This window comes from Microbacterium sp. zg-Y818 (assembly GCF_030246905.1).
GTDB lineage: Bacteria > Actinomycetota > Actinomycetes > Actinomycetales > Microbacteriaceae > Microbacterium.
Genome location: NZ_CP126741.1, coordinates 938,937 through 961,464, shown reverse-complemented (window position 1 = coordinate 961,464; position 22,528 = coordinate 938,937). Strand labels below are relative to the sequence as shown.

Sequence of the window (22,528 nt, the reverse complement as noted above, 5' to 3'; positions counted from 1 at the left end):
CTTACTGCTGGCGCAGCAGCCACACCAGCAGCGCCTTCTGCGCGTGCAGCCGGTTCTCCGCCTCGTCCCAGACGACGCTCTGCGGGCCGTCGATGACCTCGGCGTCGACCTCGTAGCCGCGGTCGGCAGGAAGGCAGTGCATGAACGTGGCATCCGGCGCGGCGAGCGCCATGGTCTCGGAAGTGACCTTGTAGGCGCCGAGTTCCTGCAGGCGCGCCGCCTTCTCCTCCTCCTTGCCCATCGACACCCACGTGTCGGTGACGATGACGTCGGCGCCCGCGGCGGCCGCGACCGGATCGGTGTACAGCGTGAGCGACCCCCCGGTCTCGGCGGCGCGGCGCTCGGCGTCGGCGACGACATCGGCCCGCGGCGCGTACATCTCGGGCGAGGCGATGCGCACGTGCATGCCGGCAGTGACGCCCGCGAGGGCGTAGGAGTGGCCCATGTTGCTGCATCCGTCACCGAAGAAGGCGAGTGTCAGCCCCTTGAGCTCCCCCTTGTGCTCACGGATGGTGAGCAGATCGGCCAGCAGCTGGCACGGGTGGAAGTCATCGCTGAGGGCGTTGACCACCGGCACGCGCGTGCCTGCCGCCATCTCCTCCAGCCCGGCCTGCGTGTAGGTGCGCCAGACGATCGCCGCGACCTGGCGCTCGAGCACGCGCGCGGTGTCGGCGGGGGTCTCCTTGCCGCCCAGCTGACTGCTCGCCATGGAGATGATGAGCGGGGATCCGCCCAGATCGGCGATGCCGACGGCGAACGACACCCGCGTGCGGGTGGAGGATTTGTCGAAGATCACCGCGACCGTCTGCGGCCCTTCGAGGGGCTTCAGCTTCCAGCGGTCCTTCTTGAGGGCGACGGCCAGGTCGAGGATCTCGGCCTGTTCGGCCGCGGTCAGGTCGTCGTCGCGCAGCAGGTGACGGGTCACGCGGATGCCTCCTCGGGGGTGGTGGGGGCGTCGAGCAGGAGCGCCTGCTCGACGGTGGACAGCGCGCGGGCGAAGAGGTCCGCGAACTCGTCGATTTCGACGTCGCCGATCGTCAGCGGCGGCGCGAGGCGCACGGTGCTGTCGTTGGCCGCGTTGACGATGAGCCCGTGCTCCTGCGCGGCGGCGACGACGGCGCCTGCGACGGGATGCCGCAGCGCGATGCCGATGAGCAGTCCCTGCCCGCGGCATCCGTCCACCAGGGGCGAGCCGATGGCGGCGACGGCTTCGCGGATCTGCTGACCGCGCACGGCGGCGTTGGCCACCAGGTCTGCGCTCTCGATCTCACCGAGCACCGCCGAGGCGACGGCGGTGCCGAGGGCGTTGCCGCCGAAGGTCGAGCCGTGGGTGCCGGGGTAGAACAGCTCACTCGCCGCGCCGAAGGTGATGAGCGCCCCGATGGGGAACCCGCCGCCGATGCCCTTGGCCACCGTGATGGCGTCGGGGGTGATGTCGGCGTGCTGGAACGCGAACCAGGCGCCGGTGCGGCCGGCGCCGGTCTGGATCTCGTCGACGATGAGCAGCGCCCCGTGACGCGCGGTGATCTCGCGAGCGGCGCGGAGGAACCCCTCCGGCAGCTCCACGACGCCCGCCTCGCCCTTGATGGGTTCGACGAACAGCGCCGCCACCCGGTCGTCCATCGCCTGCTCGAGCGCTTCGACGGTGGAGTCGATGAACTCCACCCCGGGCACCATCGGCAGGAACGGCTCCTGCATGTAGGGCTTTCCGGTGAGCGCGAGCGTGCCCATGGTGCGACCGTGGAAGGCGTCCTTGAAGGCGAGGATGCGGGGCCGGGCGGCTCCGCCGTGCAGGCGGGCCAGTTTGAAGGCTGCTTCGTTGGCCTCCGCCCCGGAGTTTCCGAAGTACACGCGGCCGTCCGGGCCTGTGCCGGCAAGGCGCTTCAGGCGCGCGGCGAGCTCGAGCTGCGACGGGGTGGCGAAGAAGTTCGATACGTGGGCGAGGGTCGCGGCCTGCCGCGAGACCGCCTCGACGAACGTCGGGTGGGCGTGGCCGATGGAGTTGACCGCGATGCCGGCGAGGAAGTCGAGGTAACGACGCCCCTCGGCATCCCAGAGGGCCGCCCCCTCGCCGCGCACGAACAGCGCCGCGCGCTCACCGACGTTGCGCACCAGATCGCGCTGGGCGTCGTCCTTCCAGCTGTCTGCGGTCATCCCGCCACCACCTCCGTGCCGATTCCCTGCTCCGTGAAGATCTCCACCAGCAGCGAGTGCGGCTGGCGTCCGTCGATGATCGCAGCGGTGTCGACGCCACCGTCCACGGCGTCGAGGCACGCCTGCATCTTCGGAATCATCCCCGACTCCAAAGTGGGCAGCATGGCGCGCAGGTCGGTCGCCGTCAGGTGCGACACCAGCGAGCTGCGGTCTGGCCAGTCGGCGTAGAGGCCGGGTACGTCGGTGAGGATGATGAGCTTCGTCGCCCCGAGCGCAACGGCGAGGGATGCCGCAGCGGCGTCGGCGTTGACGTTGAGCGACTGCCCGGGATTGTCGAGGTCGGGCGCGATGCTCGAGACCACCGGGATGCGCCCGGCGGCGAGCTGATCGAGCACCGGCTGCGGATCGACCGCGACGACGTCGCCGACATTGCCGAGGTCGTGCTCGACTCCGTCGACGTGCACGCCACGGCGGCGTCCGCCGAACAGGCCCGCGTCTTCGCCGGACAGTCCGCTCGCGAACGGGCCGTGCGTGTTGATGCGGCTGACCAGCTGGGGGTTGATCTGCCCGGTGAGCACCATGCGCACCACCGAGATCGCCTCGGTGGAGGTGACGCGATACCCGCCCTTGAACTCGCTCGGAATCGACAGCCGGTCGAGCATCTTGGAGATCTGCGGCCCGCCGCCGTGCACGACGACCGGCTTGACCCCGACGAAGCGCAGGTAGGCGATGTCTTCGGCGAAGGCATCCTGCAGCTCGTCGGAGACCATGGCGTTGCCGCCGAACTTGATGACGATGATCTGGTCGCTGAAGCGCTTGAGCCAGGGCAGCGACTCGATCAGCACGCCGGCTTTGACCGCGGCCTCTTCGGGGGTGGTCTGCTGGATGTCGGTCATGAGGAGTACGCGCTGTTCTCGTGGACGTAGTCGTGCGTGAGGTCGTTGGTGAGGATCGTCGCCACGGCGTCGCCGACCTTGAGGTCGATGTGCACGTGGGTCGCGCGGGGGGTGAGGTCGACCTCCTCGCGCGGGCGGTCGGGGCCGCCGGCGGTGCAGACACGCACGCCGTTCATCCAGACGTCGACGTCGTAGGGGTCGAAGGCGGCATCCGTCGTGCCGATGGCGGCCAGCACCCGCCCCCAGTTGGGGTCGTTGCCGAAGATCGCGGCCTTGAAGAGGTTGTTGCGGGCGACCGAGCGGCCGACGGTCACGGCGTCGTCCTCGGTGGCGGCACCGGTGACCTGGATGGTGATGTCGTGGCTCGCGCCCTCGGCGTCGCCCTGCAGCTGGCGTGCGAGGTCGCTGCACACCGCGGCGAGCGCGGCGCGGAAGGCATGCGGGTCGGGGACGACGTCGCTGGCGCCGCTGGCGAGCAGCGTCACCTGGTCGTTGGTCGACATGCAGCCGTCGGAGTCGAGCCGGTCGAAGCTCACGCGGGTGGCGGCGCGCAGGTGGGCGTCGGCCTCGGCCGCGTCGATGACCGCGTCGGTCGTGATGACGACGAGCATGGTGGCAAGTCCCGGCGCCAGCATGCCGGCGCCCTTGGCCATGCCCCCGATCGTCCAGCCTTCGCCGCGGAAGACGCTCTGCTTGGAACGGGAGTCGGTGGTCATGATGGCGTGCGCGGCGTCGTCGCCACCGTCGGGACTGAGCGCTGCGATGCCCTTCTCGACCCCGTCGAGCACCTTGGCACGGAAGACCTCGTCGCCGGTGCCGATGAGTCCCGTGGAGCAGACGATGACGTCGCCGGCGCTCACGCCCAGCAGCTCGGCGGTCTTCTCGGCGGTCTGGTGCGTGGTCTGGAAGCCGAACGACCCGGTGAAGCAGTTGGCGCCGCCGGAGTTGAGCACGACTGCCTCGACCACGCCGTCGGCGATGGCCTGCTGCGACCAGATGATGGGGTTCGCCTTGGCGCGGTTGCTGGTGAAGACCGCCGCGCCGACCTTGAGCGGGCCGCGGTTGACGACGATCGCGACGTCCTTGTTACCGGTCGACTTCAGGGCGACGGCGACGCCGGCCGCGTCGAATCCTCGTGCTGCCGTGACGCTCACGGTGCCACTCCGTTCACGCTCAGGCCCGTGGCCTCGGGAAGGCCGAGGGCGATGTTCATCGACTGGATCGCGGCACCCGCGGTGCCCTTGGCCAGGTTGTCGAGCGCGGCCACGACCACCACGCGGTTCGCTGCGCGGTCGATCGCGAGGCCGAGGAGCGCGGTGTTGGCGCCCACGACGTCGGCGGTGCGCGGGAAGTGCCCCTCGGGCAGCAGCTGCACGAACAGCTCGTCGCCGTACGCCTGCTCCCATGCGCCGCGGATGTCGGCATCCGTCGCCCCCGGTGCGATGGGTGCGGAGCTCGTGGCGAGGATGCCGCGGGACATCGGCACGATCACCGGGGTGAACGAGATGCGGATGTCGGCGGGGTCGATGCCCGCGGGGCTTGCGGGGGCCGCGGCCAGTGCCTGGCGGATCTCGGGGATGTGCCGGTGCGTGCCGCCGACCGCGTAGGGGTTCGCGCTGCCGAGCACCTCGGCGGCGAGCAGGTTGGGCTTCAGGCTCTTGCCCGCGCCGGACGGACCGACGGCGAGCACCGTAACGATGTCACCCGGGTCGATGACCCCCGCGGCGACACCCGGGGCGAGGCTCAGGCTGACCGTCGAGGCGTTGCATCCGGGCGCGGCGATGCGGCTCGCGCCCACCAGGCGGTGACGTTGCTTTGCGCCGTCGACGAGCAGCTCCGGCACGCCGTACGCCCAGGGCTCGTGGAAGTCGCCGCCGTAGAACTGCGCCCAGGCCTCGGGCGAGGTCAGCCGGTGGTCGGCCCCGGCGTCGATGACGAGCGGGGTGTCGGCGAGCGCGTCGGTGTACTGCCCGGACTGCCCGTGCGGCAGGGCGAGGAACACGATGTCGTGGCCGGCGAGCACCTCGGGCGTCGTCTCCTGCAGCTGCAGGTGGGCGAGCGACCGCAGGTGCGGCTGGTGGTCGATGAGGGGCTGCCCGGCGTTGGAGTGTGCCGTGACGGTGCGGATCTCGATGTCGGGATGAGCGGCGAGGAGGCGCAGGATTTCGCCGCCCGCATAGCCGGAAGCGCCGGAAACGGCGACCGAATAGGTCATATATCCATCTTAATTGTCTGGGGTACGGGGCCAGGAACGGCGACGCCGGCGGGCGGCCGGACCGGCCGCATGCAGGGTCGCCTAGAGTCGGCGCCCGCCCAGACGGCGGCGTGCAGCAGCGGCGCTCGAGACGAGCGTCGAGGCGGTGCAGGCGGCCGAAGGCATGCCGCGACGATATCCCCCCGCCCCCGCGCCCCGCAAATCCGCCCTGTCGCCGCCGAGTGAGTATTCGCGGGGCCGAGTGAGTATTCGCGCGGCGGAGCTCAGTCGAGCGCTGCGAGCAGGGCGAGCTCGTCCGCGCGGCTCAGGCCGGAACGCCGCTCCCGGTCGAGGCCGGCGCGCCGCTCCGCAGCGAGGGTCCGCTCGAGCGTCGCGCGCAACGGCCGCAGCCGCCCACCGAGGATCGTGTACGCCGCGTGCGAGCGCGACCACAAGCCCGGCATGTCGGCGGGCAGCCACAGCGGCAGGGAGCTCGGACCCGACCAGTGGGTCACACCGTGGTCGAGCAGCCACTCCTCCGAGGCATCCACCATCGGACCCGTGTGCCCGGCCAGCTCCCGCGCGAGCGCGAGCACCTCGGCGAGCGGGTGCGGATCGCCCACGGCGTTGACGACTCCCGTCCAGGGCGCCTCGCCGATGGCGGTGATGAAGTCGGCCAGGTCGTCCACGTCGACCACCGCCACGCCCCGGCCGTCGGTCGGAGGCACCAGCACCGGCTCTCGGCCGGCGAGCGCGAAGCGCGCCACCCAATAGCCGAACCGGTCCGTCGGATCACCCGGCCCGGCGATCAGCCCGGGACGGACGATCGCCGCGCGATGGCCGAGAGCCCCTCGGACCGTCTCTTCCGCGGCGGCCTTCTCGTGCGGGTAGTCGCTTTCGTGCCCGGGTTCCAGCGACGCCACCACCGGTGCCGACTCGTCCGCCCCGGCGGCATCCGCGTCGGCGTACACCGAGATGGTGGAGACGTAGGTCCAATGGCGGGTCTGCGTGGCGAGGGCCTCGACGGCGGATGCCACGTGGGCGGCATCCGACGACACATCCACGATTTCGTCCCATTCGACGGCCGCCACCGCGTCATACGCGCCGTCCGCCGCGCGGTCGCCGGCGATGAGACGCGCTCCCTCCGGCGCCGGGCTGGAGCCTCGGGCAAGGCACGTCACGCGGGCACCGCGGTCGAGCCAACGCTCCGCGATGCGCGAGCCCAGCCATCCGGTCCCGCCGAGGATCAGCACGTCGGTCATGCGTTGATTCCACCAGAGGCGGGGCCGCGGCGCGACGGATGAATGCTCACTCGCGGGCACGAATACTCACTCGACAGCGCGAATACTCACTCGATGACGCGAATACTCACTCGCGAGCGCGTCAGAGGGGCCTGCCAGGATCGGAGGCATGCTCACCACGCTCGCCGTCTCCGGCTACCGGTCCCTGCGCGACATCGTCGTGCCGCTCGCGCCCCTCACCGTCGTCACGGGCGCCAACGGCTCCGGAAAGTCCAACCTCTATCGCGCGCTGCGGTTGCTCTCGGCCACCGCCAGCGGCTCTCTCATCTCGGCGGTCGCGCGCGAAGGCGGCCTGCCTTCGGTCCTCTGGGCGGGGCCAGAACAGGGCGGCGGAGAGGCGACGATCCGCCGCGGTCCGGTCGCCGTGCAGCTGGGGTTCGCCGGCGACGAACTCGGCTACCTCGTCGACCTCGGCATCCCCCAGTCCGATCAGCGCAGCCTCTTCGCCCGCGACCCCGAGATCAAGCGCGAGCAGGTCTTCGCCGGCCCGCTCGCCAAGCCCGCGACGCTGCTCATCGACCGGCTGCGCGGCGCGACCCGTGTGCGCGAGGGCTCCTGGGTCACCCTCGACCAGCAGCTCGCCCCTTTCGAAAGCATCGTGACCGACCTCGCCGACGGCGACACCGCCCCCGAGCTGCTGACCCTGCGACGCATGCTCGGCGCTTGGCGCTTCTACGACCATTTCCGCGTCGATGCCGACGCGCCGGCGCGACGCCCGCAGGTCGGCACCCGCTCGCACACCCTCTCGCACGGCGGCGAGAACCTGGCCGCCGTGTGGGCGACGATTCAGGATGCCGACCATGGAGCGGCCCTCGACCACGCCGTTGACGCGGCGTTCCCCGGCGCACGCGTGCAGGTCACCGGCAACGATGGCATGTTTTCGCTCTCCCTCCAGTTGCCGGGACTGCTGCGCCCGTTGCAGTCCACCGAGCTCTCCGACGGGACGCTGCGCTACCTGCTGCTCTGCGCCGCGTTGCTGCCGGCCCGACCCGCTCCCCTCATCGTGCTGAACGAGCCCGAGGCGAGCCTGCACGCCGATCTGCTGGCGCCGCTGGCCCAGCTCATCGCCGCGGCATCCGAGCGCACGCAGCTGATCGTCGTCACCCATGCGCCGCAGCTGGCCGCCGGCCTCGCCGATGCCGCCCACGTCGAGCTGCAGCGCACCCCCGACGGCACGGTCGTGGCCGGTCAAGGGTTCCTCGACGTCCCGGCGTGGAACTGGGGTTCGCGCTGACGCTCCCTCCCCCGAGTCCGATGACCCGCGGCGGCCGGGCCGCTGACCGGCCCGGCGAATACTCACTCGGCACGCCGAATACTCACTCGGCGCCGCGAATACTCACTCGCGAATCGCGGCTCCGAGGCGCTCGGCGGCGACGGCGACACCGGCGAGCTTCGCCTCGGTCGCCTCGGCGGCGGTCAGTGTGCGGTCGGGGGCGCGGAAGCGCAGCGCGAACGTGAGCGACTTCTCGCCCTCGCCGACACCCGACCCGCGGTAATCGTCCACGAGCCGCAGCGACTCCAGCAGCTCCCCCGCCCCGTCGATCAGCGCGGCGCGCACGGCGGATGCCGGCACGTCCCGCGGCACGACGAGCGAGACGTCCTGCGTCGCGGCCGGGTATCCCGACAGGGATGCCGCGACCACCCGGTCGCCGGCCAGCGACAGCACGAGGTCGAGGTCCAGCTCCGCCACGATCACGCGGCCAGGCAGGTCCGCGTCTTCGGAGACGGACGGCAGCACCTCGCCGACGTAGCCGACCTCGACGTCGCCGACCGACAGCACGCCGGTGCGTCCCGGGTGCAGCGCCGCGCGCTGCCCCTGCGCCACGTCCACGGTCACGCCGGCCGCCGCGGCCACCGTGCGGACCGCGTCCAGCGCGTCGCCCACGTCGAACGACTCTGCGGCCTGTCCTGGCTGCTTCGCGACCCGGTGGCCGGTCAACAGCACCGCGACGTGGCGTGCCTGCGGCGGAATCGAAGCGTCCAACGCCGCGAGCGTGGCGACATCGGGCCGCACCGCGAGCGGCGGCACGTGGTCGGTGCCGTAGACGACACCGGGCTCGGGCAGGAACACCGCGCCGGTCTCGAACAGCGCGAGGTCACCGAAGCCGCGCGCCAGGTTGCGGTGCGCGACCTGCAGCAGACCCGGCACCAGCGAGCGGCGCAGGAACGGCGCCTGGCCGTCGAGCGGGTTGGCGAGCTTGACGCTCGGCAGGTGCTCGCCGGAGGCGGACCCGTGCAGGTCGTTCTGCTCCGCCGTGGTGAAGGGGAACGACGGCGTCTCGGTGTATCCGGCGGCAGCCAGGGCGTTGGCCACGCGCCGGCGCCCCGCCTGCGCGGGGGTCAGGCCGCGGCCCGACGGCGGCACCGGCAGCACCGACGGAATGCGGTCGAACCCGTCGATGCGGGCGACCTCCTCGGCGAGCGTCCACTTGTCGGTCAGGTCCGGACGCCACGACGGCGGGATGACGACCCACCCCTCGCCGGTCTCGGTGACCTCGCACCCGATCTTCTCCAGCGCGCCGACGACATCGGCATCGCTGTAGTCCACGCCGATCAGGCCGGGCACGAACGCCCGGGGCAGATCGATCCCGGCGATGTGCACGTCGGCGAACAGCGCGCCGCCGACCTCCGTGTCGAGCGTCCCCCCGGCGTACTCGACCATCAGGTCGGCCACGCGCCGGGCGGCGACGAACGGGATGAGCGGATCCACGCCGCGCTCGAAGCGGCGCGACGCCTCCGACGGCAGCTTGTGCCGGCGGGCGGTACGGGCGATCGAGACGGTGTCGAACACCGCGGCCTCGATGAGCACGTTGCGCGTGGCATCCGTCATCTCGGTCGTGCCACCGCCCATGACGCCGGCCAGGCCGATCGGCCCGGACTCGTCCGTGATGAGCAGATCCTCGGTGCTGAGCGCGCGCTCCTTGCCGTCGAGGGTCGTGAGCTTCTCGCCCTCGTGCGCGCGGCGCACGGTGATGCCCCCGGTGAGGCGATCGAGGTCGTAGCCGTGGATCGGGTTGCCGAGCTCGAGCATCACGTAGTTGGTGATGTCGATGAGGATGCCGAGCGATCGGATGCCCGCGAGCGTGAGCCGCGCGACCATCCACGGCGGCGTCGGCTTGGTGGGGTCGACGTCACGGACGATCCGCACGACGAACTCGCTCGCACCCACGCGCCCGCGGATCGGCGCCTGGTCGTCGACCGCGACGGCGAAGCCCTCCACCGGCTGCTGCAGCTCGCCCCATTCCCGCTCGCCCGGGTCGCGGAACGCGGCACCGGTCGCGTGCGAGTACTCGCGCGCAACGCCGCGGATCGACAGCGCGTACCCGCGGTCGGGGGTGACGTTGATCTCGACCGCGACGTCGTCCAGGCCCAGCAGGGCGATGGCATCCGCGCCGACCTCGGGGTCGAGCCCCAGCTCCACCAGGCGCAGGATGCCGTTGTGCTCGTCGCCGAGGCCCAGCTCCTTCGCCGAGGCGATCATGCCGTCCGAGACGTGCCCGTAGGTCTTGCGCGCCGCGATCGGGAACGGCCCGGGCAGCACGGCGCCCGGAAGCGTCACGACGACCTTGTCGCCGGCGAAGAAGTTGCGGGCGCCGCAGACGATGCCGCGTACTCCCCCGTTGGCCTCTCCGACGTCGACCTGGCACCAGCGGATCGTCTTGCCGTTGGACTGCGGCTCCTCGACGAACTCGACCACCCGGCCGACGACGATCGGACCCTGCAGGTCGAAGCCGTGCACGTCCTCCTCTTCGAAGCCCACCGACACCAGCGCCGCGAGGACGTCCTCGGGTGTGGCATCGGCCGGGACGTCGACGTATTCACGCAGCCACGAGAGCGGAACGCGCATCAGACCACCATTCCAAACTGCTCGCTGAAGCGGACATCACCCTCGGCCATGTCACGCATGTCCTGTACATCGCTGCGGAACATCAGCGTCCGCTCGAAGCCCATCCCGAACGCGAACCCGGAGTACACCTCGGGGTCGATCCCGGCCGCGCGCAGCACGTTGGGGTTGACCATGCCGCAGCCGCCCCACTCGATCCAGCGCGCGCCGCCCTTGAAGGTGGGATGCCACAGGTCGAACTCCGCGGACGGCTCGGTGAAGGGGAAGAAGTTCGCGCGCATGCGCGTCTTCGCCTCGTCGCCGAAGAGCACCCGCGCGACGTGGTCGAGCGTGCCCTTCAGATGCGCCATCGTGATGCCCTTGTCGACGACCAGGCCCTCGAACTGGCTGAACACCGGCAGGTGCGTGGCATCGAACTCGTCGGTGCGGTACACCCGGCCCGGAGCCAGGATGTAGATCGGCAGGTCGCGCTCGAGCATGCTGCGCACCTGCACCGGGCTCGTGTGCGTGCGCATGACCAGGTGACGCTCGACCGGGTCGACGTAGAACGTGTCCTGCATCTGGCGCGCCGGGTGGTCCACGTCGAAGTTGAGCGCGTCGAAGTTGAACCACTCGTGCTCGAGCTCAGGCCCCTCGGCGATCTCCCACCCCATGCCGACGAAGATGTCGGCGATCTGCTCCTGCAGGAGGGTCAGCGGATGCCGCGCCCCGACGCGCGCACGCTGCGGCAGCGCCGTGATGTCGATGCGCTCCGCTTCGAGCTTCGCGGCCGTCTCGGCGGCGGCGACCTCCGTCTCGCGGGCGGCCAGCGCCTGGGTGACGCGGCCGCGGGCCTGGCCGACGAGCTTGCCGAATTCGGCCTTGCGTTCGTTCGGCACGTGGCGCAGCTGCGCGTTGAGTGCGGCCAGCGGCGAGCCCTCGGCGCTGTGCGCGGAACGCGCCGCCTTCAGCTCTGCCGTGGTGGTGGCGGCGGCGATCGCGGCGAGGGCCGCGTCGACGGCGGCATCCACCGCTTCCGGGGTGATTTCGGGAGTGTCAGACACGATCAACGAGTCTACCGAGGCCCGAGGGCGCTCCCGCCTCGATCAGCCGTCGAGCGAGCCTGCTTTACCGTCGAGCGTGCGCTCGGCCCGGCCCTGCACCGCGATGAGCTGGGTGTCGGTGACCTCGCCGACCGGGTGGTGCATGGGGTCCAGGTGCACCCGTGGCGAGCGGCGCGTGCGCTTCTGCAGCACATGCGCGACGTACGACAGCAGCAGGCACAGCACGATGTAGATGCCGCCGCCGACGAGGGCCGCGGGGATCAGCGGCGACCCGTAGACCGCGTTCGAGCCGAGCAGCTTCACGACGTAGAGCAGCTCGGGGTAGGTGATGATGAAGCCCAGCGCGGTGTCCTTCAGCGTCACCACCAGCTGCGCCACGATCACCGGCATCATCGCGCGGATCGCCTGCGGCAGCAGGACCAGGCGCATGACGCCTGACTTGCGCAGGCCGATGGCGTAGCCGGCCTCCCTCTGCCCGCGCGGCAGGGACTCGACCCCGGCGCGGATGACCTCCGCCAGCACCGACCCGTTGTACGCGATCAGCGCGATCACGACGGCCCAGTACGGCGGCATCTTCACGTCGATGACCGGCAGGCCGTAGTACAGCAGGGTCATGAAGACCAGCACCGGGATGGCGCGCAGCACCTCGACGATCCAGCCCACCGGCACACGCACCCAGGCGTGGTCCGAAAGCCGTCCGATCGCCAGGACGAGGCCGAGCACGATGGCGCCGACGGCCGCCACGGCGAAGGCGGCGAGCGTGTTGCCGGTGGCCTCGAGGAACAGCATCCAGATGGAGGCGTAACTGAACAGCTCCCACTTGGCGGGGCTGAACTGGCCGGTCTCTGCGAAGCGCCAGATGACCCAGGCCAGCACGGCCAGCACCACGAGGATGGTCAGCGCCCCGATGATGCGGTTGCGCACCACGGCACGGGGCCCGGGCACGTCGTACAGGACGGAGCTCATCGCGCGACCCTCCACTTGTTCTCGAGGGTGCGCTGCAGCCACGCCAGCAGCAGCACGAGGACGACGAAGATGACCATCACCCACACGAGCACCAGAAGCTGGTTCTCGCCACGCTCACTGAGCCACGACCGCACCGATCCGAGGTTGAGCACTGAGAAGCCGGCGGCGACCGTCGTGTTCTTCAGCAGCGCGATGAACACGCTCATCATCGGCGGGATGACCGACCGGGTCGCCTGCGGCAGCACGACGAGCGTCATCACCTGGGTGAAGGTCAGGCCGAGTGCTCTGGCCGCCTCGGCCTGGCCGACGGGCACGGTGTTCACACCGGAGCGCACGGTTTCGGCGACGTACGTGGCCGTGTAGATGCCCAGCGCGACCGTCGCAAGCAGGATCGCGTCGATGCGCTCCTGCAGCATGATCGGCAGGCAGAAGGCGAAGAAGAACATCACCAGCGTGAGCGGTGTGTTGCGGATCCAGTTGACGTAGACCGTGCCGACCCCCCTCGCGACGGGGACCGGCGAGACGCGCATCGCCCCGACGATCAGGCCGAGGACCAGCGCGATGACGGCGCCGCCGAAGAACAGCACCAGTGTGCCGCGCAGGGCCTCACCCCAGAGGTCGAGGTTGTCGGTGATGACACCCATCGATCCGCCTCTCGTTTCACATCAAATGGAACGATCCCGGCGGCGGCGCGAGCACCGCCGCCGGGATCAAGGTCACTCTGCCGCGTCGACCTCGGGCTGGTCGGCGCTCACGCCCGACGCACCCAGGTTCTTCGAGAAGATGGCCTCCCAGACCTCGCCGCCGTCGGTGAACATCGTGTTGATGTACTCCTGGAGCGCGGTGTCGCCCTTGGCGATGCCGACGCCGTAGCGCTCCTCGCTGAACGGCTCGCCGACGACCTTGAGGTTCTCGGGGTCCTGCGCGGCGTAGCCGATGAGGATGGCCTCGTCAGTCGTGACGGCGTCGACCTGGTTGTTCTTCAGGTCCTCGACGCACGTGGAGTACGTGTCGTACTCCTTCGTCTGCGCGGGCGTCTCGTCCTTGATCCGCTGCACCGAGGTAGAACCGGTGGCCGAGCAGACGACGTGGTCGGCCGTCAGCGCGTCGATGCCGGTGATGTCCTCGTTGTCGGCGGCGACGAGCAGTCCCTGGCCGGTGATGAAGTAGGGACCGGCGAAGGCGATCTGCTCCTTGCGCTTGTCGGTGATCGAGTAGGTGCCGACGTAGTAGTCGATGTCACCGTTGACCAGCGCCTGCTCGCGGTTCGCCGATGCGATCGGCTGGAACTCGATGTCGTCCTCGTCGTAGCCCAGCGATGCCGCGATCCAGCGCGCCACGTCGACGTCGAAGCCGGTGCGCTCACCGGTGGCGGGGTCGAGGAAGCCGAGACCGGGCTGGTCCTCCTTGACGCCGACCACGACGCTCCCGCGGTCGGTGATCGCGTCGAACGTGGGGCTGCCCTCGATCGTCACGTCTTCGGCGACCATCCAGGGCGTGCCGCTGGTGGTCTCCTCCGCCGCGTCACCGGTGCTGTCGTCGGTGGCACCGGGCGTGCCGCTGTTGCAGCCGGTCAGTGCGAGCGCTGCGACGGCGAAAGCCGCGACGGCGCCGCCGATCCGATTGATGCGCATGTGATCCTCCTGGTGATCTGTGCTTCTTGGGTCACCGCGCCGGTGCAGGGCGCGGACGTCTCAGTGGGTGATGAGCTTGGAGAGGAAGTCTTTGGCCCGGTCACTCTTCGGCGCGGTGAAGAACTGGTCGGGCGTCGCTTCTTCGACGATCTGCCCGTCGGCCATGAACACCACGCGGTCGGCGGCCTTGCGCGCGAACCCCATCTCATGGGTCACCACGATCATCGTCATGCCGTCCTGCGCGAGGCCGACCATCACATCGAGCACCTCGTTGATCATCTCGGGGTCGAGCGCGCTCGTGGGCTCATCGAAGAGCATGACCTTGGGCTTCATCGCGAGAGCCCGGGCGATGGCCACGCGCTGCTGCTGGCCGCCCGAAAGCTGCGCCGGCAGCTTGTCCGCCTGCTGGGCCACGCCGACCCGCTCGAGCAGGACGCGCGCCTCCGCCTCGGCATCCGCCTTCTTCATCTTCTTGACCTTGATGGGACCCAGCGTGATGTTCTCGAGGATCGTGAGGTGCGAGAAGAGGTTGAAGGACTGGAAGACCATCCCGACATCCGCGCGCAGCGCCGCGAGGGTCTTGCCCTCCTTCGGCAGTTCCTTGCCGTCGATCGTGATCGAGCCGCTCGTGATCGTCTCGAGCCGGTTGATCGTGCGGCACAGGGTGGACTTGCCCGAGCCGGACGGCCCGATGACCACGACGACCTCGCCACGGTTGACGGTGAGGTCGATGTCCTGCAGCGCTTGGAAGTCGCCGTAGTGCTTCTGCACGTCGGTCATCACCACGAGGGGCTGTCCGCGTCGGACATCGATGTTCGAAGTGCGCGGAGCAGCCTGCGAGTCTGGAGTCGCCATGAAGGACACTGTATTCCCGCGCTAAGACGCGCCACGGCAGATTGTGCCGACCTTTACCGTTCCGAAACATAACCGACGCGCGCGGGCGGCAGTGCTGCGGATGCCGCTGACGGGAGTCGCGCCGCCGCGATCAGGCGTCGGCGCGCTGCGCGAAGGCCGACTCGTAGAGGCACACGCTCGCCGCCGTGGCGAGGTTCAGCGACTCGGCGCTGCCGTAGATCGGCAGCCGCAAAGCGAGGTCGGCATGCGCCAGCGCCTCGTCGTCCAGCCCCCGCGCCTCGTTGCCGAACAGCCACGCGGTGGGGCGGGAGAGCTCCGCACGATGGGCCAGGAAGTCCTCGCCGCCGACGTCGGCGGCCACCACCTGCAGACCAGCGGCTCGTGCGCGCGCCGCCGTGGTCTCGAGGTCCGCGCCCACGGCGACGGGCACGTGGAAGAGCGAACCGGTCGTGGCGCGGACGACCTTGGGGTTGTACAGGTCCACGGTGCGGCCGGTGAGGATGACGGCATCGGCCCCCGCGGCATCCGCTGCCCGGATGATGGTGCCGAGGTTTCCGGGGTCTCGCACCTCTTCGCAGATCGCGATGAGTCGCGGACCCGCGGCGAAGACGTCCTTGACGGACGTGGGCGACTGGCGCGCGACGGCCACGATCCCCTGCGGGGTGACGGTGTCGGCCATCGCCTCGATGACCGCCTCGGTGGTGAAGACCACGTCGACGCCGGCATCCTGCGCCGCGTCGCGGACGTCGGCATGGCGCTCCAGCGCGCTCGGCGTCGCGAACAGCTCCACCAGCGTGTCGGGCCGGTGGGCGAGGGCTTCACGGGCTGCCTGCGGGCCCTCGAGCAGGAACAGTCCTGTCTCCTGGCGGGCGCTGCGCTTGGTCAGCTTGGCGACGGCACGCACACGAGGCGAGCGCGGATTCTCGAGCACGCTCCCATCCTAGGCCGCGCATGCGCGGAGAACGGATGCGGGCATGTGCACGGGAGCGGCATCCGGATACGCCGAAGGGGCGCCCTCCGTGGGAGGACGCCCCTTCGATCCGGTAGCGCGAGCGCCGCCGGTGGGAGTGCGAGGTCAGGCCTTGGGGGCGTTGACGTCGGAGGGCAGCGCGGCCTTGGCCGTCTGCACGAGCGAGGCGAACGTGGCCGGCTCGTTCACTGCGAGCTCGGCGAGCATGCGGCGGTCGACCTGCACGCCGGCCAGGCCCAGGCCCTGGATGAAGCGGTTGTACGTGATGCCGTTCTGACGGGCAGCGGCGTTGATGCGCTGGATCCACAGGCGACGGAAGTCTCCCTTGCGCTTGCGACGGTCACGGTACGCGTAGACCAGCGAGTGGGTGACCTGCTCCTTCGCCTTGCGGTACAGGCGCGAACGCTGACCCCGGTAACCGGAGGCGCGCTCGAGGATGACGCGGCGCTTCTTGTGGGCGTTTACAGCCCGCTTGACTCTTGCCATTTTCTTCTACTTCCTAACGTGCGGGGGGAGCTCAGAGACCGAGCAGCTTCTTGGCGACCTTCGCGTCACCCGGGGCGAGCACCTGCTCCTGGTTCAGGCGACGGGTGCGACGGCTCGCCTTGCCCTCGAGGTTGTGGCGCATGCCGGCCTGCTGCTTCATGAGCTTGCCGCTTCCGGTGACCTTGAAGCGCTTCTTGGCACCCGAATGGGTCTTCTGCTTCGGCATCTCTTCTTCCTTCGTTGCTGGTCCCGCGCAGGCGGGAGTCGGTATCCCGCGGTGCGGGGGTCTGTGGGGCCTATTCGGCCGTCTGGTCGCCCTCGGGCTGCCCGGCGTCGGCCTGCTCGGCGTCGCCGCGCTCGTCGTGCTCGCCGCCGGAGCGGGCGGAACGCGCCGCTTCCTTGTTGGCAGCGCGCGCGGCGTTCTGCTCGGTCTTGACCTCGGACTTGTTCTTGTGCGGGGCGACGACCATGACCATGTTGCGGCCGTCGATGGTCGGGCTCGACTCGACGGTGCCGTACTCCGCGACGTCCTCGGCGAACTTGCGGAGGAGCCGCACGCCCTGCTCGGGACGCGACTGCTCGCGCCCACGGAAGAGGATCATGGCCTTGACCTTGTCGCCGGCCTGCAGGAAGCCCTCGGCGCGCTTGAGCTTGGTTATGTAGTCGTGCGCCTCGATCTTCAGACGGAACCGGACCTCTTTGAGGACGGTGTTCGCCTGATTGCGCCGCGCTTCCTTGGCTTTCTGCGCCGCCTCGTACTTGAACTTGCCGTAGTCCATGATCTTGACCACGGGGGGCTTCGAGTTCGGGGCCACCTCGACCAGGTCGAGTTCGGCCTCCTGGGCCAGGCGCAGCGCCACCTCGATACGGACGACGCCGACCTGCTCACCCGCGGGTCCGACGAGGCGGACCTCGGGGACGCGGATGCGGTCGTTGGTGCGGGGATCGCTGATGCGGGACTCCTCTTACGTAGCGAATAGGTTCGGCCACCGCGACGATCCGCTTACAGCGGTCCCTCGCGGGCGGAAGATTCGCACGTTCCACCCGCACAGCGCATCAGCGCCGGCTTCTGCACCCTGACTACTCCGTGCGAGACGGAGCGGAGTGCGTGGACCCGGTAGCCTGGAGCGGCAAGCGCGGGTGGGATGTGATCCTCTTTCCATCCGGGAGCAGAAACCCCCGGTGCCCGCGAAAGTCTAGCAGAAAGTGCGATGTGAACACTATTCCCGATGGCCAGGACGATCTGACGGCGCACGGAAGTGCCCCGGATGCCGAGACTCAGGCCCGCTGGGAGGAGCAGGACCGCGCCGCAAGCGCCGCGACGCGCGACATCGCCGACGTGCCGGCGGTCGAGGTCATCACGACGGCCGCGGTGCATCTGATGAGCGCCGCCGCCGTGAAGGTCGGGCTCGCCGACGACCCCGACACGCAGATGGACCTCGATGAGGCGCGCAAGCTCATCAACGCGCTGGCCGGCCTGATCACCGCCGGTGCCCCCGAGATCAGCGACATGCACGCCCGCTCGCTGCGCGACGGCCTGCGCTCCCTGCAGCTGGCATTCCGCGAGGCGTCCGTGGTCCCCGACCCGATCGGCAAGGGCCCCGGCGAGAAGCTGACCGGCCCCGTCACCTGACCTGTCGCGAGTGAGTATTCGTGGTCGCGAGTGAGTACTCGCGGTGAATACTCACTCGCAGCGGTGAATACTCACTCGGCGGCGTGAATACTCACTCGGCGGCGCGGAGGAGCTTCACGGTCAGCGAGTCCACCAGCACCGCGACCCTGTCATCGGCGGCCCAGCGCGCGGCGAGGCGCTGCAGCACGGCATCGAGCTCTGACTGCTCGAGGCCCGCGATCAGCTGCAGCCGCACGACGAGCTCCGGTCCCCGCAGGCGCGCATCGGGATCCCCCGGAGCCACCGACAGGTCGAGCACCGCCAGCTCCCCGCCGATGCTCTCCTGCAGGCCGCGGTACACCTCGGGCGACGCGAAACTCGGCTCCCACGGACGCCCCTGGCCGATGGCCCAGACGGCAGGGCGGCGCAGCACGAACTCCGTCTCCGACGTCGGGTCGATGACGATGAGGTCGGTGTCGTCGTTCGCCGCGGCCAGCGCCGTGCGCACACCGTCGGCGGGAACGGGCCGCGCCGTGGCATCCCACCGCTGCATCGCCGTGACCGAGGTGAACACCGGCAGCACGCGACGCCCGTCGGGCGCTGCGACCGTCACGATCGACAGCTCCTGCGTCTTGTCGACCGTGAGGCCCGTCGGCCCCACCCCCTCGTCGCCCTTCTCGGCGACGAGCGGGATCAGCAGGCGTGCGCTGCGGTAGGCGTCGACGACCGCGGCCTGATCGCCCTCTCCCGCGCGGAACGCCGTCAGCGCCGCCAGCAGCGCCGGATCGGCCGAGCCGTCGTCACCGGCGTGGGGGTTGGCCTGGAAGGCGCGCCCCTCCCACGGCACGCCGGCTGAATCGCCGGAGTTGCCGCAGTGGTCGTCAGGCGCCGGCGACATCCAGCGCCTCAGCGAGCGTGAAGGCCCCGGCATAGAGCGCCTTGCCCACGATGGCACCCTCGATGCCGAGCGGCACGAGCTCACGCAGCGCAGCGATGTCATCGAGGCTCGAGATGCCGCCGGATGCCACGACCGGCTTCGGGGTGCGCGTGGCCACTTCGCGGAGGAGTTCGAGGTTCGGACCCTTCAGGGTGCCGTCCTTGGTGACGTCGGTCAGCACGTACCGCGTGCAGCCGGCCTGCTCGAGGCGGTCGAGCACCTCCCAGAGGTCGCCGCCCTCACGCGTCCAGCCGCGCGCCGCGAGCGTTGTGCCGCGCACGTCGAGCCCCACCGCGATCGCGTCGCCGTAGCGCGAGATGACGTCGGCCGCCCACTCGGGGTTCTCGAGCGCCGCCGTGCCGAGGTTGATGCGGGAGGCCCCGCTCTCGAGCGCCGCCTCCAGCGACCGGTCGTCGCGGATGCCACCGGACAGCTCGACCTGCACGCCCTTGACATTGCGGACCTGCTTGATCACCTTGCGCAGGACCGCGGTGTTGTTTCCCCGGCCGAACGCGGCGTCGAGGTCGACGAGGTGAATCCACTGCGCACCCTGGCGGGCCCAGGCCATCGCAGCGTCGACGGGGTCGCCGTAGGTCGTCTCGGATCCCGCCTCGCCCTGCGTCAGACGCACGGCCTTGCCGGATGCCACATCGACGGCAGGGAGGAGGATCAGCTCAGGGGTGGACGCGAAATCGTTCATGGCTCCAGGGTGCGGGCTCGGGGGCGCGGCGAAAGCCGCGACAGCACGGGTGGTCAGACAGTAGTGCGGCGCAGCGCGCCGATCCAATTGGACAGCAGGCGGATGCCGGCTTCGCCCGACTTCTCGGGGTGGAATTGGGTCGCCGACAGCGGTCCGTTCTCGACGGCGGCGAGGAAAGGGGCGCCGTGCCGGCTCCAGGTGACGGCGGGCGCCGGGAACGGCGGGATGACGTCGAGCGTCCAGGACTGGGCGGCATAGGAGTGCACGAAGTAGAAGCGCTCCTGTTCGATGCCGCGGAAGAGCACCGAGCCTTCGCCGGGTTCGACGGTGTTCCAACCCATGTGCGGCAGCACGGGGGCGTCGAGCTCGGTGACGGCACCGGGCCACTCCCCCAGCCCCTCGGTGTCCTCGCCGCGCTCGACGCCGTGCTCGAACAGCACCTGCATGCCGACGCAGATGCCGAGGACCGGAAGCCCTCCCGCCAGGCGACGGTCGATGAGCTCGTCGGCGCGGCTGGCGCGCAGGGCGTCCATGACCGCGCGGAACGCTCCGACGCCTGGAACGACCAGCCCGTCGGCATCGCGGATCAGGCCGCGGTCGGCCGTCAGACGGGCGTCGGCACCGGCGGCGATAAGTGCCTTCACCGCGGAGTGCACGTTGCCCGACCCGTAGTCGAGCACCGCGACGAGCGGCCGGTCGGGGGCGTCGCTCACAGCGCGCCCTTCGTGCTGGGCACGCCCTGCACGAGCGGGTCGAGGGCCTTGGCCTGGCGGAACGCGCGCGCGAACGCCTTGTACTCCGCCTCGGCGATGTGGTGGGGGTCACGACCACCCAGCACGGTGACGTGCACGGTCATACCGGCGTGGAAGGCGATCGCCTCGAACGTGTGGCGCACCAGCGAGCCGGTGAAGTGGCCGCCGATGAGGTGGAACTCGTACCCGGCGGGCTCACCGGTGTGCACCAGGTAGGGGCGTCCGCTGATGTCGACGACCGCCTGCGCGAGCGCCTCGTCCAGCGGCACCAGGGCGTCGCCGTACCGCGAGATGCCGCTCTTGTCGCCGAGTGCCTCGCGGATCGCCTGACCGAGCACGATTGCAACGTCCTCGACGGTGTGGTGGGCGTCGATGTCGGTGTCGCCGGATGCACGCACGGTGAGATCGGTCAGCGAGTGCTTCGCGAAGGCGGTCAGCAGGTGGTCGAAGAACGGCACGCTCGTGTCGATGTGGCTGCGGCCGGTGCCGTCGAGATCGAGTTCGAGCTCGACGGTGGACTCGCTGGTCGCGCGGCGCACAGACGCGGTACGCGCCTCGGGACGGGTCATGGCGTCGAGTCTATCGAGGCCAGCGCGTCGAGGAACGCGGTGGTCTCGGCCTCGGTGCCCGCCGTCACCCGCAGGTGCCCCGGGATGCCGACATCGCGGATGAGCACCCCCCGGTCGTACAGCGCCTGCCAGGTCGCGGCGGGATCATCCACGCCCCCGAAGAGCACGAAGTTGGTCCACGATTCGTGGGGCTCGTACCCGAGCGCCTGCAGGGTGGCAGAGATGCGGTCGCGCTGCGCGACGATCTCGTCGACCATGCCGAGCATGACGGGCGCGTGTCGAAGGGCCGCCGTCGCCGCCGCCTGCGTGAGCGCGCTCAGGTGGTACGGCAGACGCACGAGCCGCAGGGCGTCGATCAGCGCCGGATCGGCGGCCAGGTAGCCCACCCGGGCGCCGGCGAAGGCGAAGGCCTTGCTCATGGTGCGTGAGACGACGAGGCGCTCCCTGCCCGGCAGCAACGTGATCGCCGACTGCTGATCGTGGGGCGCGAACTCCGCGTACGCCTCGTCGACGACGACGATCCCGTGGCTGGCCTCGTAGACCGCCTCGACGACGTCGAGCGGCAGCGGCGTGCCCGTCGGGTTGTTCGGCGCGCAGAGGAAGATGACGTCCGGCGATGCGTCGGCGACCTGGGACGCCGCGTCGGACGGGCTCAGGGTGAAGTCGTGCGCCCGGTGGCCGGCGATCCACGAGGCCCCCGTCCCTCGGGTGAGCAGCGGGTACATCGAGTACGTCGGGGCGAAAGAGAAGGCGGTGCGTCCCGGGCCTGCGAACGCCTGCAGCACGTGCTGCAGGACCTCGTTCGATCCGTTGGCCGCCCAGATCTGTTCAGGGCCGAGGCCGTGTCCGAGGTACTCGGCGAAACCCTCGCGCAGCGCCGTGAACTCGCGGTCGGGATAGCGGTTGATCTCGCGGAGCGCCCGGGCCACCGAGTCGAGGATGTCTCCGGCCACCTCGTCAGGGACGGGATGGGTGTTCTCATTGACGTTCAGGGCGACGGGCAGAGCCGCCTGGGGTGCGCCGTACGGGGTTTGGCCGCGCAGATCCGCGCGGAGGGGCAGGTCGTCAAGACTCACGATCACCCCTCCCATGCTAGAGCGCATGGCGCGATCAGCGGTCGGCGGAGTACTCCAGCGGGATCGACAGGCGCTGCCCGGCGGCGACGGCCGAGGTCTCGAGCGCGTTGAGGCGCACGATGGCGTCGATGACGTCGCGCGGATCGGCCTTCGGTGCCACCTCTTCGGCGATGCCCCAGAGGGACTCGCCGGTCGCGACCGTCACGGTCTCGAAGCTGCCGGCGGGTGCCGAGTCGGAGACCGTCGCCAGCGCTCCCCCTCCGCTGAGCACGGCGACCGTGACGGCGGCGACGGCGGGCAGCGCGGCGGTGCCGACGAGCACGCGTCGACCGCGAGAGGTGATCCGCAGCCGCGTGGCGGACGGCGTGGGTCCGGCGAGCTGGATGGTGGTCATGAGTCCTCCTGTGTCGCGATCTTCGCATCCGACTCTCGGCCGGGAGAGCCGGATGCGAAGTTCTCTTCCGAAGTTATCTTCGAAGTTATAGGCTGTCAAGCACGAAACTCGCTCGGAGATCGATCGCACGCGACACGCGCGCACC

At 70.3% G+C, this 22,528-nt stretch carries 24 protein-coding genes; 2 read left to right on the top strand and 22 right to left on the bottom strand.

The genetic code is table 11. The annotated features are described in order from the left end of the window. Position 1: 1 nt before the first annotated feature. The 6 genes from argF to QNO21_RS04275 all read right to left on the bottom strand — a co-directional run bounded on the left by argF (position 2) and on the right by QNO21_RS04275 (position 6,506). Positions 2 to 925 carry an ornithine carbamoyltransferase gene (argF, locus tag QNO21_RS04300; protein ID WP_257519341.1) on the bottom strand — a complete coding sequence of 308 codons (924 nt, stop codon included), beginning with the start codon at positions 923 to 925 and terminating at the stop codon, positions 2 to 4. Beyond that, positions 922 to 2,154, bottom strand: coding sequence for an acetylornithine transaminase (locus QNO21_RS04295; protein WP_257519342.1), 1,233 nt, complete (start codon positions 2,152 to 2,154; stop codon positions 922 to 924). The genes argF and QNO21_RS04295 overlap by 4 nt, the downstream gene beginning before the upstream one ends. After that, entirely contained in the window at positions 2,151 to 3,050 is a 900-nt protein-coding gene (gene argB, locus QNO21_RS04290) for an acetylglutamate kinase (RefSeq protein WP_257519343.1), read from the bottom strand. Before argB ends, QNO21_RS04295 begins: the two co-directional genes overlap by 4 nt. Further along, positions 3,047 to 4,204 (bottom strand): bifunctional glutamate N-acetyltransferase/amino-acid acetyltransferase ArgJ, encoded by a 1,158-nt coding sequence (gene argJ, locus QNO21_RS04285; protein WP_257519344.1) that lies wholly within the window; start codon positions 4,202 to 4,204, stop codon positions 3,047 to 3,049. Before argJ ends, argB begins: the two co-directional genes overlap by 4 nt. Continuing rightward, the gene (argC, locus tag QNO21_RS04280) at positions 4,201 to 5,265 is read right to left on the bottom strand and encodes an N-acetyl-gamma-glutamyl-phosphate reductase (RefSeq protein ID WP_257519345.1); all 1,065 of its coding nucleotides are present in this window, start codon (positions 5,263 to 5,265) and stop codon (positions 4,201 to 4,203) included. The genes argJ and argC overlap by 4 nt, the downstream gene beginning before the upstream one ends. A gap of 263 nt (positions 5,266 to 5,528) precedes the next feature. Beyond that, positions 5,529 to 6,506, bottom strand: coding sequence for an NAD-dependent epimerase/dehydratase family protein (locus tag QNO21_RS04275; protein ID WP_257519347.1), 978 nt, complete (start codon positions 6,504 to 6,506; stop codon positions 5,529 to 5,531). A gap of 148 nt (positions 6,507 to 6,654) precedes the next feature. On the opposite strand from QNO21_RS04275, the gene QNO21_RS04270 reads away from it, so the two are divergent. Then, the gene (locus QNO21_RS04270; protein ID WP_257519348.1) at positions 6,655 to 7,779 is read left to right on the top strand and encodes an AAA family ATPase; all 1,125 of its coding nucleotides are present in this window, start codon (positions 6,655 to 6,657) and stop codon (positions 7,777 to 7,779) included. Between the two features lie 102 nt (positions 7,780 to 7,881). Here the strand turns inward: QNO21_RS04270 and pheT are convergent, their stop codons facing one another. The 10 genes from pheT to infC form a co-directional block, all read right to left on the bottom strand. Continuing rightward, on the bottom strand, positions 7,882 to 10,392 hold the full coding sequence (pheT, locus tag QNO21_RS04265; protein WP_257519349.1) for a phenylalanine--tRNA ligase subunit beta: 2,511 nt from the start codon (positions 10,390 to 10,392) through the stop codon (positions 7,882 to 7,884). Beyond that, entirely contained in the window at positions 10,392 to 11,432 is a 1,041-nt protein-coding gene (gene pheS / locus QNO21_RS04260; protein WP_257519350.1) for a phenylalanine--tRNA ligase subunit alpha, read from the bottom strand. The genes pheT and pheS overlap by 1 nt, the downstream gene beginning before the upstream one ends. Before the next feature lie 42 nt (positions 11,433 to 11,474). Further along, positions 11,475 to 12,398 (bottom strand): amino acid ABC transporter permease, encoded by a 924-nt coding sequence (locus QNO21_RS04255; protein WP_257519351.1) that lies wholly within the window; start codon positions 12,396 to 12,398, stop codon positions 11,475 to 11,477. Continuing rightward, positions 12,395 to 13,042 carry an amino acid ABC transporter permease gene (locus QNO21_RS04250; RefSeq protein ID WP_257494913.1) on the bottom strand — a complete coding sequence of 216 codons (648 nt, stop codon included), beginning with the start codon at positions 13,040 to 13,042 and terminating at the stop codon, positions 12,395 to 12,397. The genes QNO21_RS04255 and QNO21_RS04250 overlap by 4 nt, the downstream gene beginning before the upstream one ends. A gap of 72 nt (positions 13,043 to 13,114) precedes the next feature. Then, a complete protein-coding gene (locus tag QNO21_RS04245) occupies positions 13,115 to 14,032 on the bottom strand; it encodes a glutamate ABC transporter substrate-binding protein (protein ID WP_257516414.1) in 918 nt (305 codons plus the stop codon). A 60-nt stretch (positions 14,033 to 14,092) separates the two neighbouring features. Beyond that, positions 14,093 to 14,812 carry an amino acid ABC transporter ATP-binding protein gene (locus QNO21_RS04240; protein WP_257494978.1) on the bottom strand — a complete coding sequence of 240 codons (720 nt, stop codon included), beginning with the start codon at positions 14,810 to 14,812 and terminating at the stop codon, positions 14,093 to 14,095. A 205-nt stretch (positions 14,813 to 15,017) separates the two neighbouring features. Next, a complete protein-coding gene (locus QNO21_RS04235) occupies positions 15,018 to 15,818 on the bottom strand; it encodes a TrmH family RNA methyltransferase (protein WP_257519352.1) in 801 nt (266 codons plus the stop codon). Between the two features lie 144 nt (positions 15,819 to 15,962). Further along, a complete protein-coding gene (gene rplT / locus QNO21_RS04230; RefSeq protein WP_257516416.1) occupies positions 15,963 to 16,343 on the bottom strand; it encodes a 50S ribosomal protein L20 in 381 nt (126 codons plus the stop codon). Between the two features lie 31 nt (positions 16,344 to 16,374). Further along, a complete protein-coding gene (gene rpmI / locus QNO21_RS04225; RefSeq protein ID WP_257517405.1) occupies positions 16,375 to 16,569 on the bottom strand; it encodes a 50S ribosomal protein L35 in 195 nt (64 codons plus the stop codon). Between the two features lie 70 nt (positions 16,570 to 16,639). Further along, entirely contained in the window at positions 16,640 to 17,296 is a 657-nt protein-coding gene (gene infC, locus QNO21_RS04220) for a translation initiation factor IF-3 (RefSeq protein ID WP_257517406.1), read from the bottom strand. A 260-nt stretch (positions 17,297 to 17,556) separates the two neighbouring features. On the opposite strand from infC, the gene QNO21_RS04215 reads away from it, so the two are divergent. Beyond that, positions 17,557 to 17,976, top strand: a complete 420-nt coding sequence (locus tag QNO21_RS04215) for a DUF1844 domain-containing protein (RefSeq protein WP_374211413.1) — start codon at positions 17,557 to 17,559, stop codon at positions 17,974 to 17,976. Positions 17,977 to 18,067: 91 nt separating this feature from the next. Here the strand turns inward: QNO21_RS04215 and QNO21_RS04210 are convergent, their stop codons facing one another. From QNO21_RS04210 to QNO21_RS04185, 6 genes are read right to left on the bottom strand one after another with little or no spacing between them, the layout of a single operon-like run. Further along, positions 18,068 to 18,853 carry an SseB family protein gene (locus QNO21_RS04210; protein ID WP_257519353.1) on the bottom strand — a complete coding sequence of 262 codons (786 nt, stop codon included), beginning with the start codon at positions 18,851 to 18,853 and terminating at the stop codon, positions 18,068 to 18,070. Continuing rightward, positions 18,837 to 19,592: a bifunctional 1-(5-phosphoribosyl)-5-((5-phosphoribosylamino)methylideneamino)imidazole-4-carboxamide isomerase/phosphoribosylanthranilate isomerase PriA gene (gene priA, locus QNO21_RS04205; RefSeq protein ID WP_257517156.1), complete on the bottom strand. Its 756-nt coding sequence runs from the start codon at positions 19,590 to 19,592 to the stop codon at positions 18,837 to 18,839. The genes QNO21_RS04210 and priA overlap by 17 nt, the downstream gene beginning before the upstream one ends. A 53-nt stretch (positions 19,593 to 19,645) precedes the next feature. Beyond that, a complete protein-coding gene (gene hisH, locus QNO21_RS04200; protein WP_257517158.1) occupies positions 19,646 to 20,305 on the bottom strand; it encodes an imidazole glycerol phosphate synthase subunit HisH in 660 nt (219 codons plus the stop codon). Then, positions 20,302 to 20,913: an imidazoleglycerol-phosphate dehydratase HisB gene (gene hisB / locus QNO21_RS04195; RefSeq protein WP_257516378.1), complete on the bottom strand. Its 612-nt coding sequence runs from the start codon at positions 20,911 to 20,913 to the stop codon at positions 20,302 to 20,304. Before hisB ends, hisH begins: the two co-directional genes overlap by 4 nt. Continuing rightward, entirely contained in the window at positions 20,910 to 22,004 is a 1,095-nt protein-coding gene (locus QNO21_RS04190) for a histidinol-phosphate transaminase (RefSeq protein WP_257519354.1), read from the bottom strand. The genes hisB and QNO21_RS04190 overlap by 4 nt, the downstream gene beginning before the upstream one ends. A 19-nt stretch (positions 22,005 to 22,023) precedes the next feature. After that, complete coding sequence (locus QNO21_RS04185) at positions 22,024 to 22,383, bottom strand: LysM peptidoglycan-binding domain-containing protein (protein ID WP_257519355.1); 360 nt, start codon at positions 22,381 to 22,383, stop codon at positions 22,024 to 22,026. Positions 22,384 to 22,528 lie beyond the last annotated feature (145 nt).

Coding starts and splice junctions, on each gene's coding strand:
- QNO21_RS04295 (WP_257519342.1), bottom strand. CDS start 2,154: ATGACCGCAGACAGCTGGAAGGACGACGCCCAGCGCGATCTGGTGCGC.
- argB (WP_257519343.1), bottom strand. CDS start 3,050: ATGACCGACATCCAGCAGACCACCCCCGAAGAGGCCGCGGTCAAAGCC.
- argC (WP_257519345.1), bottom strand. CDS start 5,265: ATGACCTATTCGGTCGCCGTTTCCGGCGCTTCCGGCTATGCGGGCGGC.
- QNO21_RS04275 (WP_257519347.1), bottom strand. CDS start 6,506: ATGACCGACGTGCTGATCCTCGGCGGGACCGGATGGCTGGGCTCGCGC.
- QNO21_RS04270 (WP_257519348.1), top strand. CDS start 6,655: ATGCTCACCACGCTCGCCGTCTCCGGCTACCGGTCCCTGCGCGACATC.
- pheT (WP_257519349.1), bottom strand. CDS start 10,392: ATGCGCGTTCCGCTCTCGTGGCTGCGTGAATACGTCGACGTCCCGGCC.
- QNO21_RS04255 (WP_257519351.1), bottom strand. CDS start 12,398: ATGAGCTCCGTCCTGTACGACGTGCCCGGGCCCCGTGCCGTGGTGCGC.
- QNO21_RS04250 (WP_257494913.1), bottom strand. CDS start 13,042: ATGGGTGTCATCACCGACAACCTCGACCTCTGGGGTGAGGCCCTGCGC.
- QNO21_RS04245 (WP_257516414.1), bottom strand. CDS start 14,032: ATGCGCATCAATCGGATCGGCGGCGCCGTCGCGGCTTTCGCCGTCGCA.
- QNO21_RS04240 (WP_257494978.1), bottom strand. CDS start 14,812: ATGACCGACGTGCAGAAGCACTACGGCGACTTCCAAGCGCTGCAGGAC.
- rplT (WP_257516416.1), bottom strand. CDS start 16,343: ATGGCAAGAGTCAAGCGGGCTGTAAACGCCCACAAGAAGCGCCGCGTC.
- rpmI (WP_257517405.1), bottom strand. CDS start 16,569: ATGCCGAAGCAGAAGACCCATTCGGGTGCCAAGAAGCGCTTCAAGGTC.
- QNO21_RS04210 (WP_257519353.1), bottom strand. CDS start 18,853: ATGTCGCCGGCGCCTGACGACCACTGCGGCAACTCCGGCGATTCAGCC.
- priA (WP_257517156.1), bottom strand. CDS start 19,592: ATGAACGATTTCGCGTCCACCCCTGAGCTGATCCTCCTCCCTGCCGTC.
- hisB (WP_257516378.1), bottom strand. CDS start 20,913: ATGACCCGTCCCGAGGCGCGTACCGCGTCTGTGCGCCGCGCGACCAGC.
- QNO21_RS04190 (WP_257519354.1), bottom strand. CDS start 22,004: ATGGGAGGGGTGATCGTGAGTCTTGACGACCTGCCCCTCCGCGCGGAT.
- QNO21_RS04185 (WP_257519355.1), bottom strand. CDS start 22,383: ATGACCACCATCCAGCTCGCCGGACCCACGCCGTCCGCCACGCGGCTG.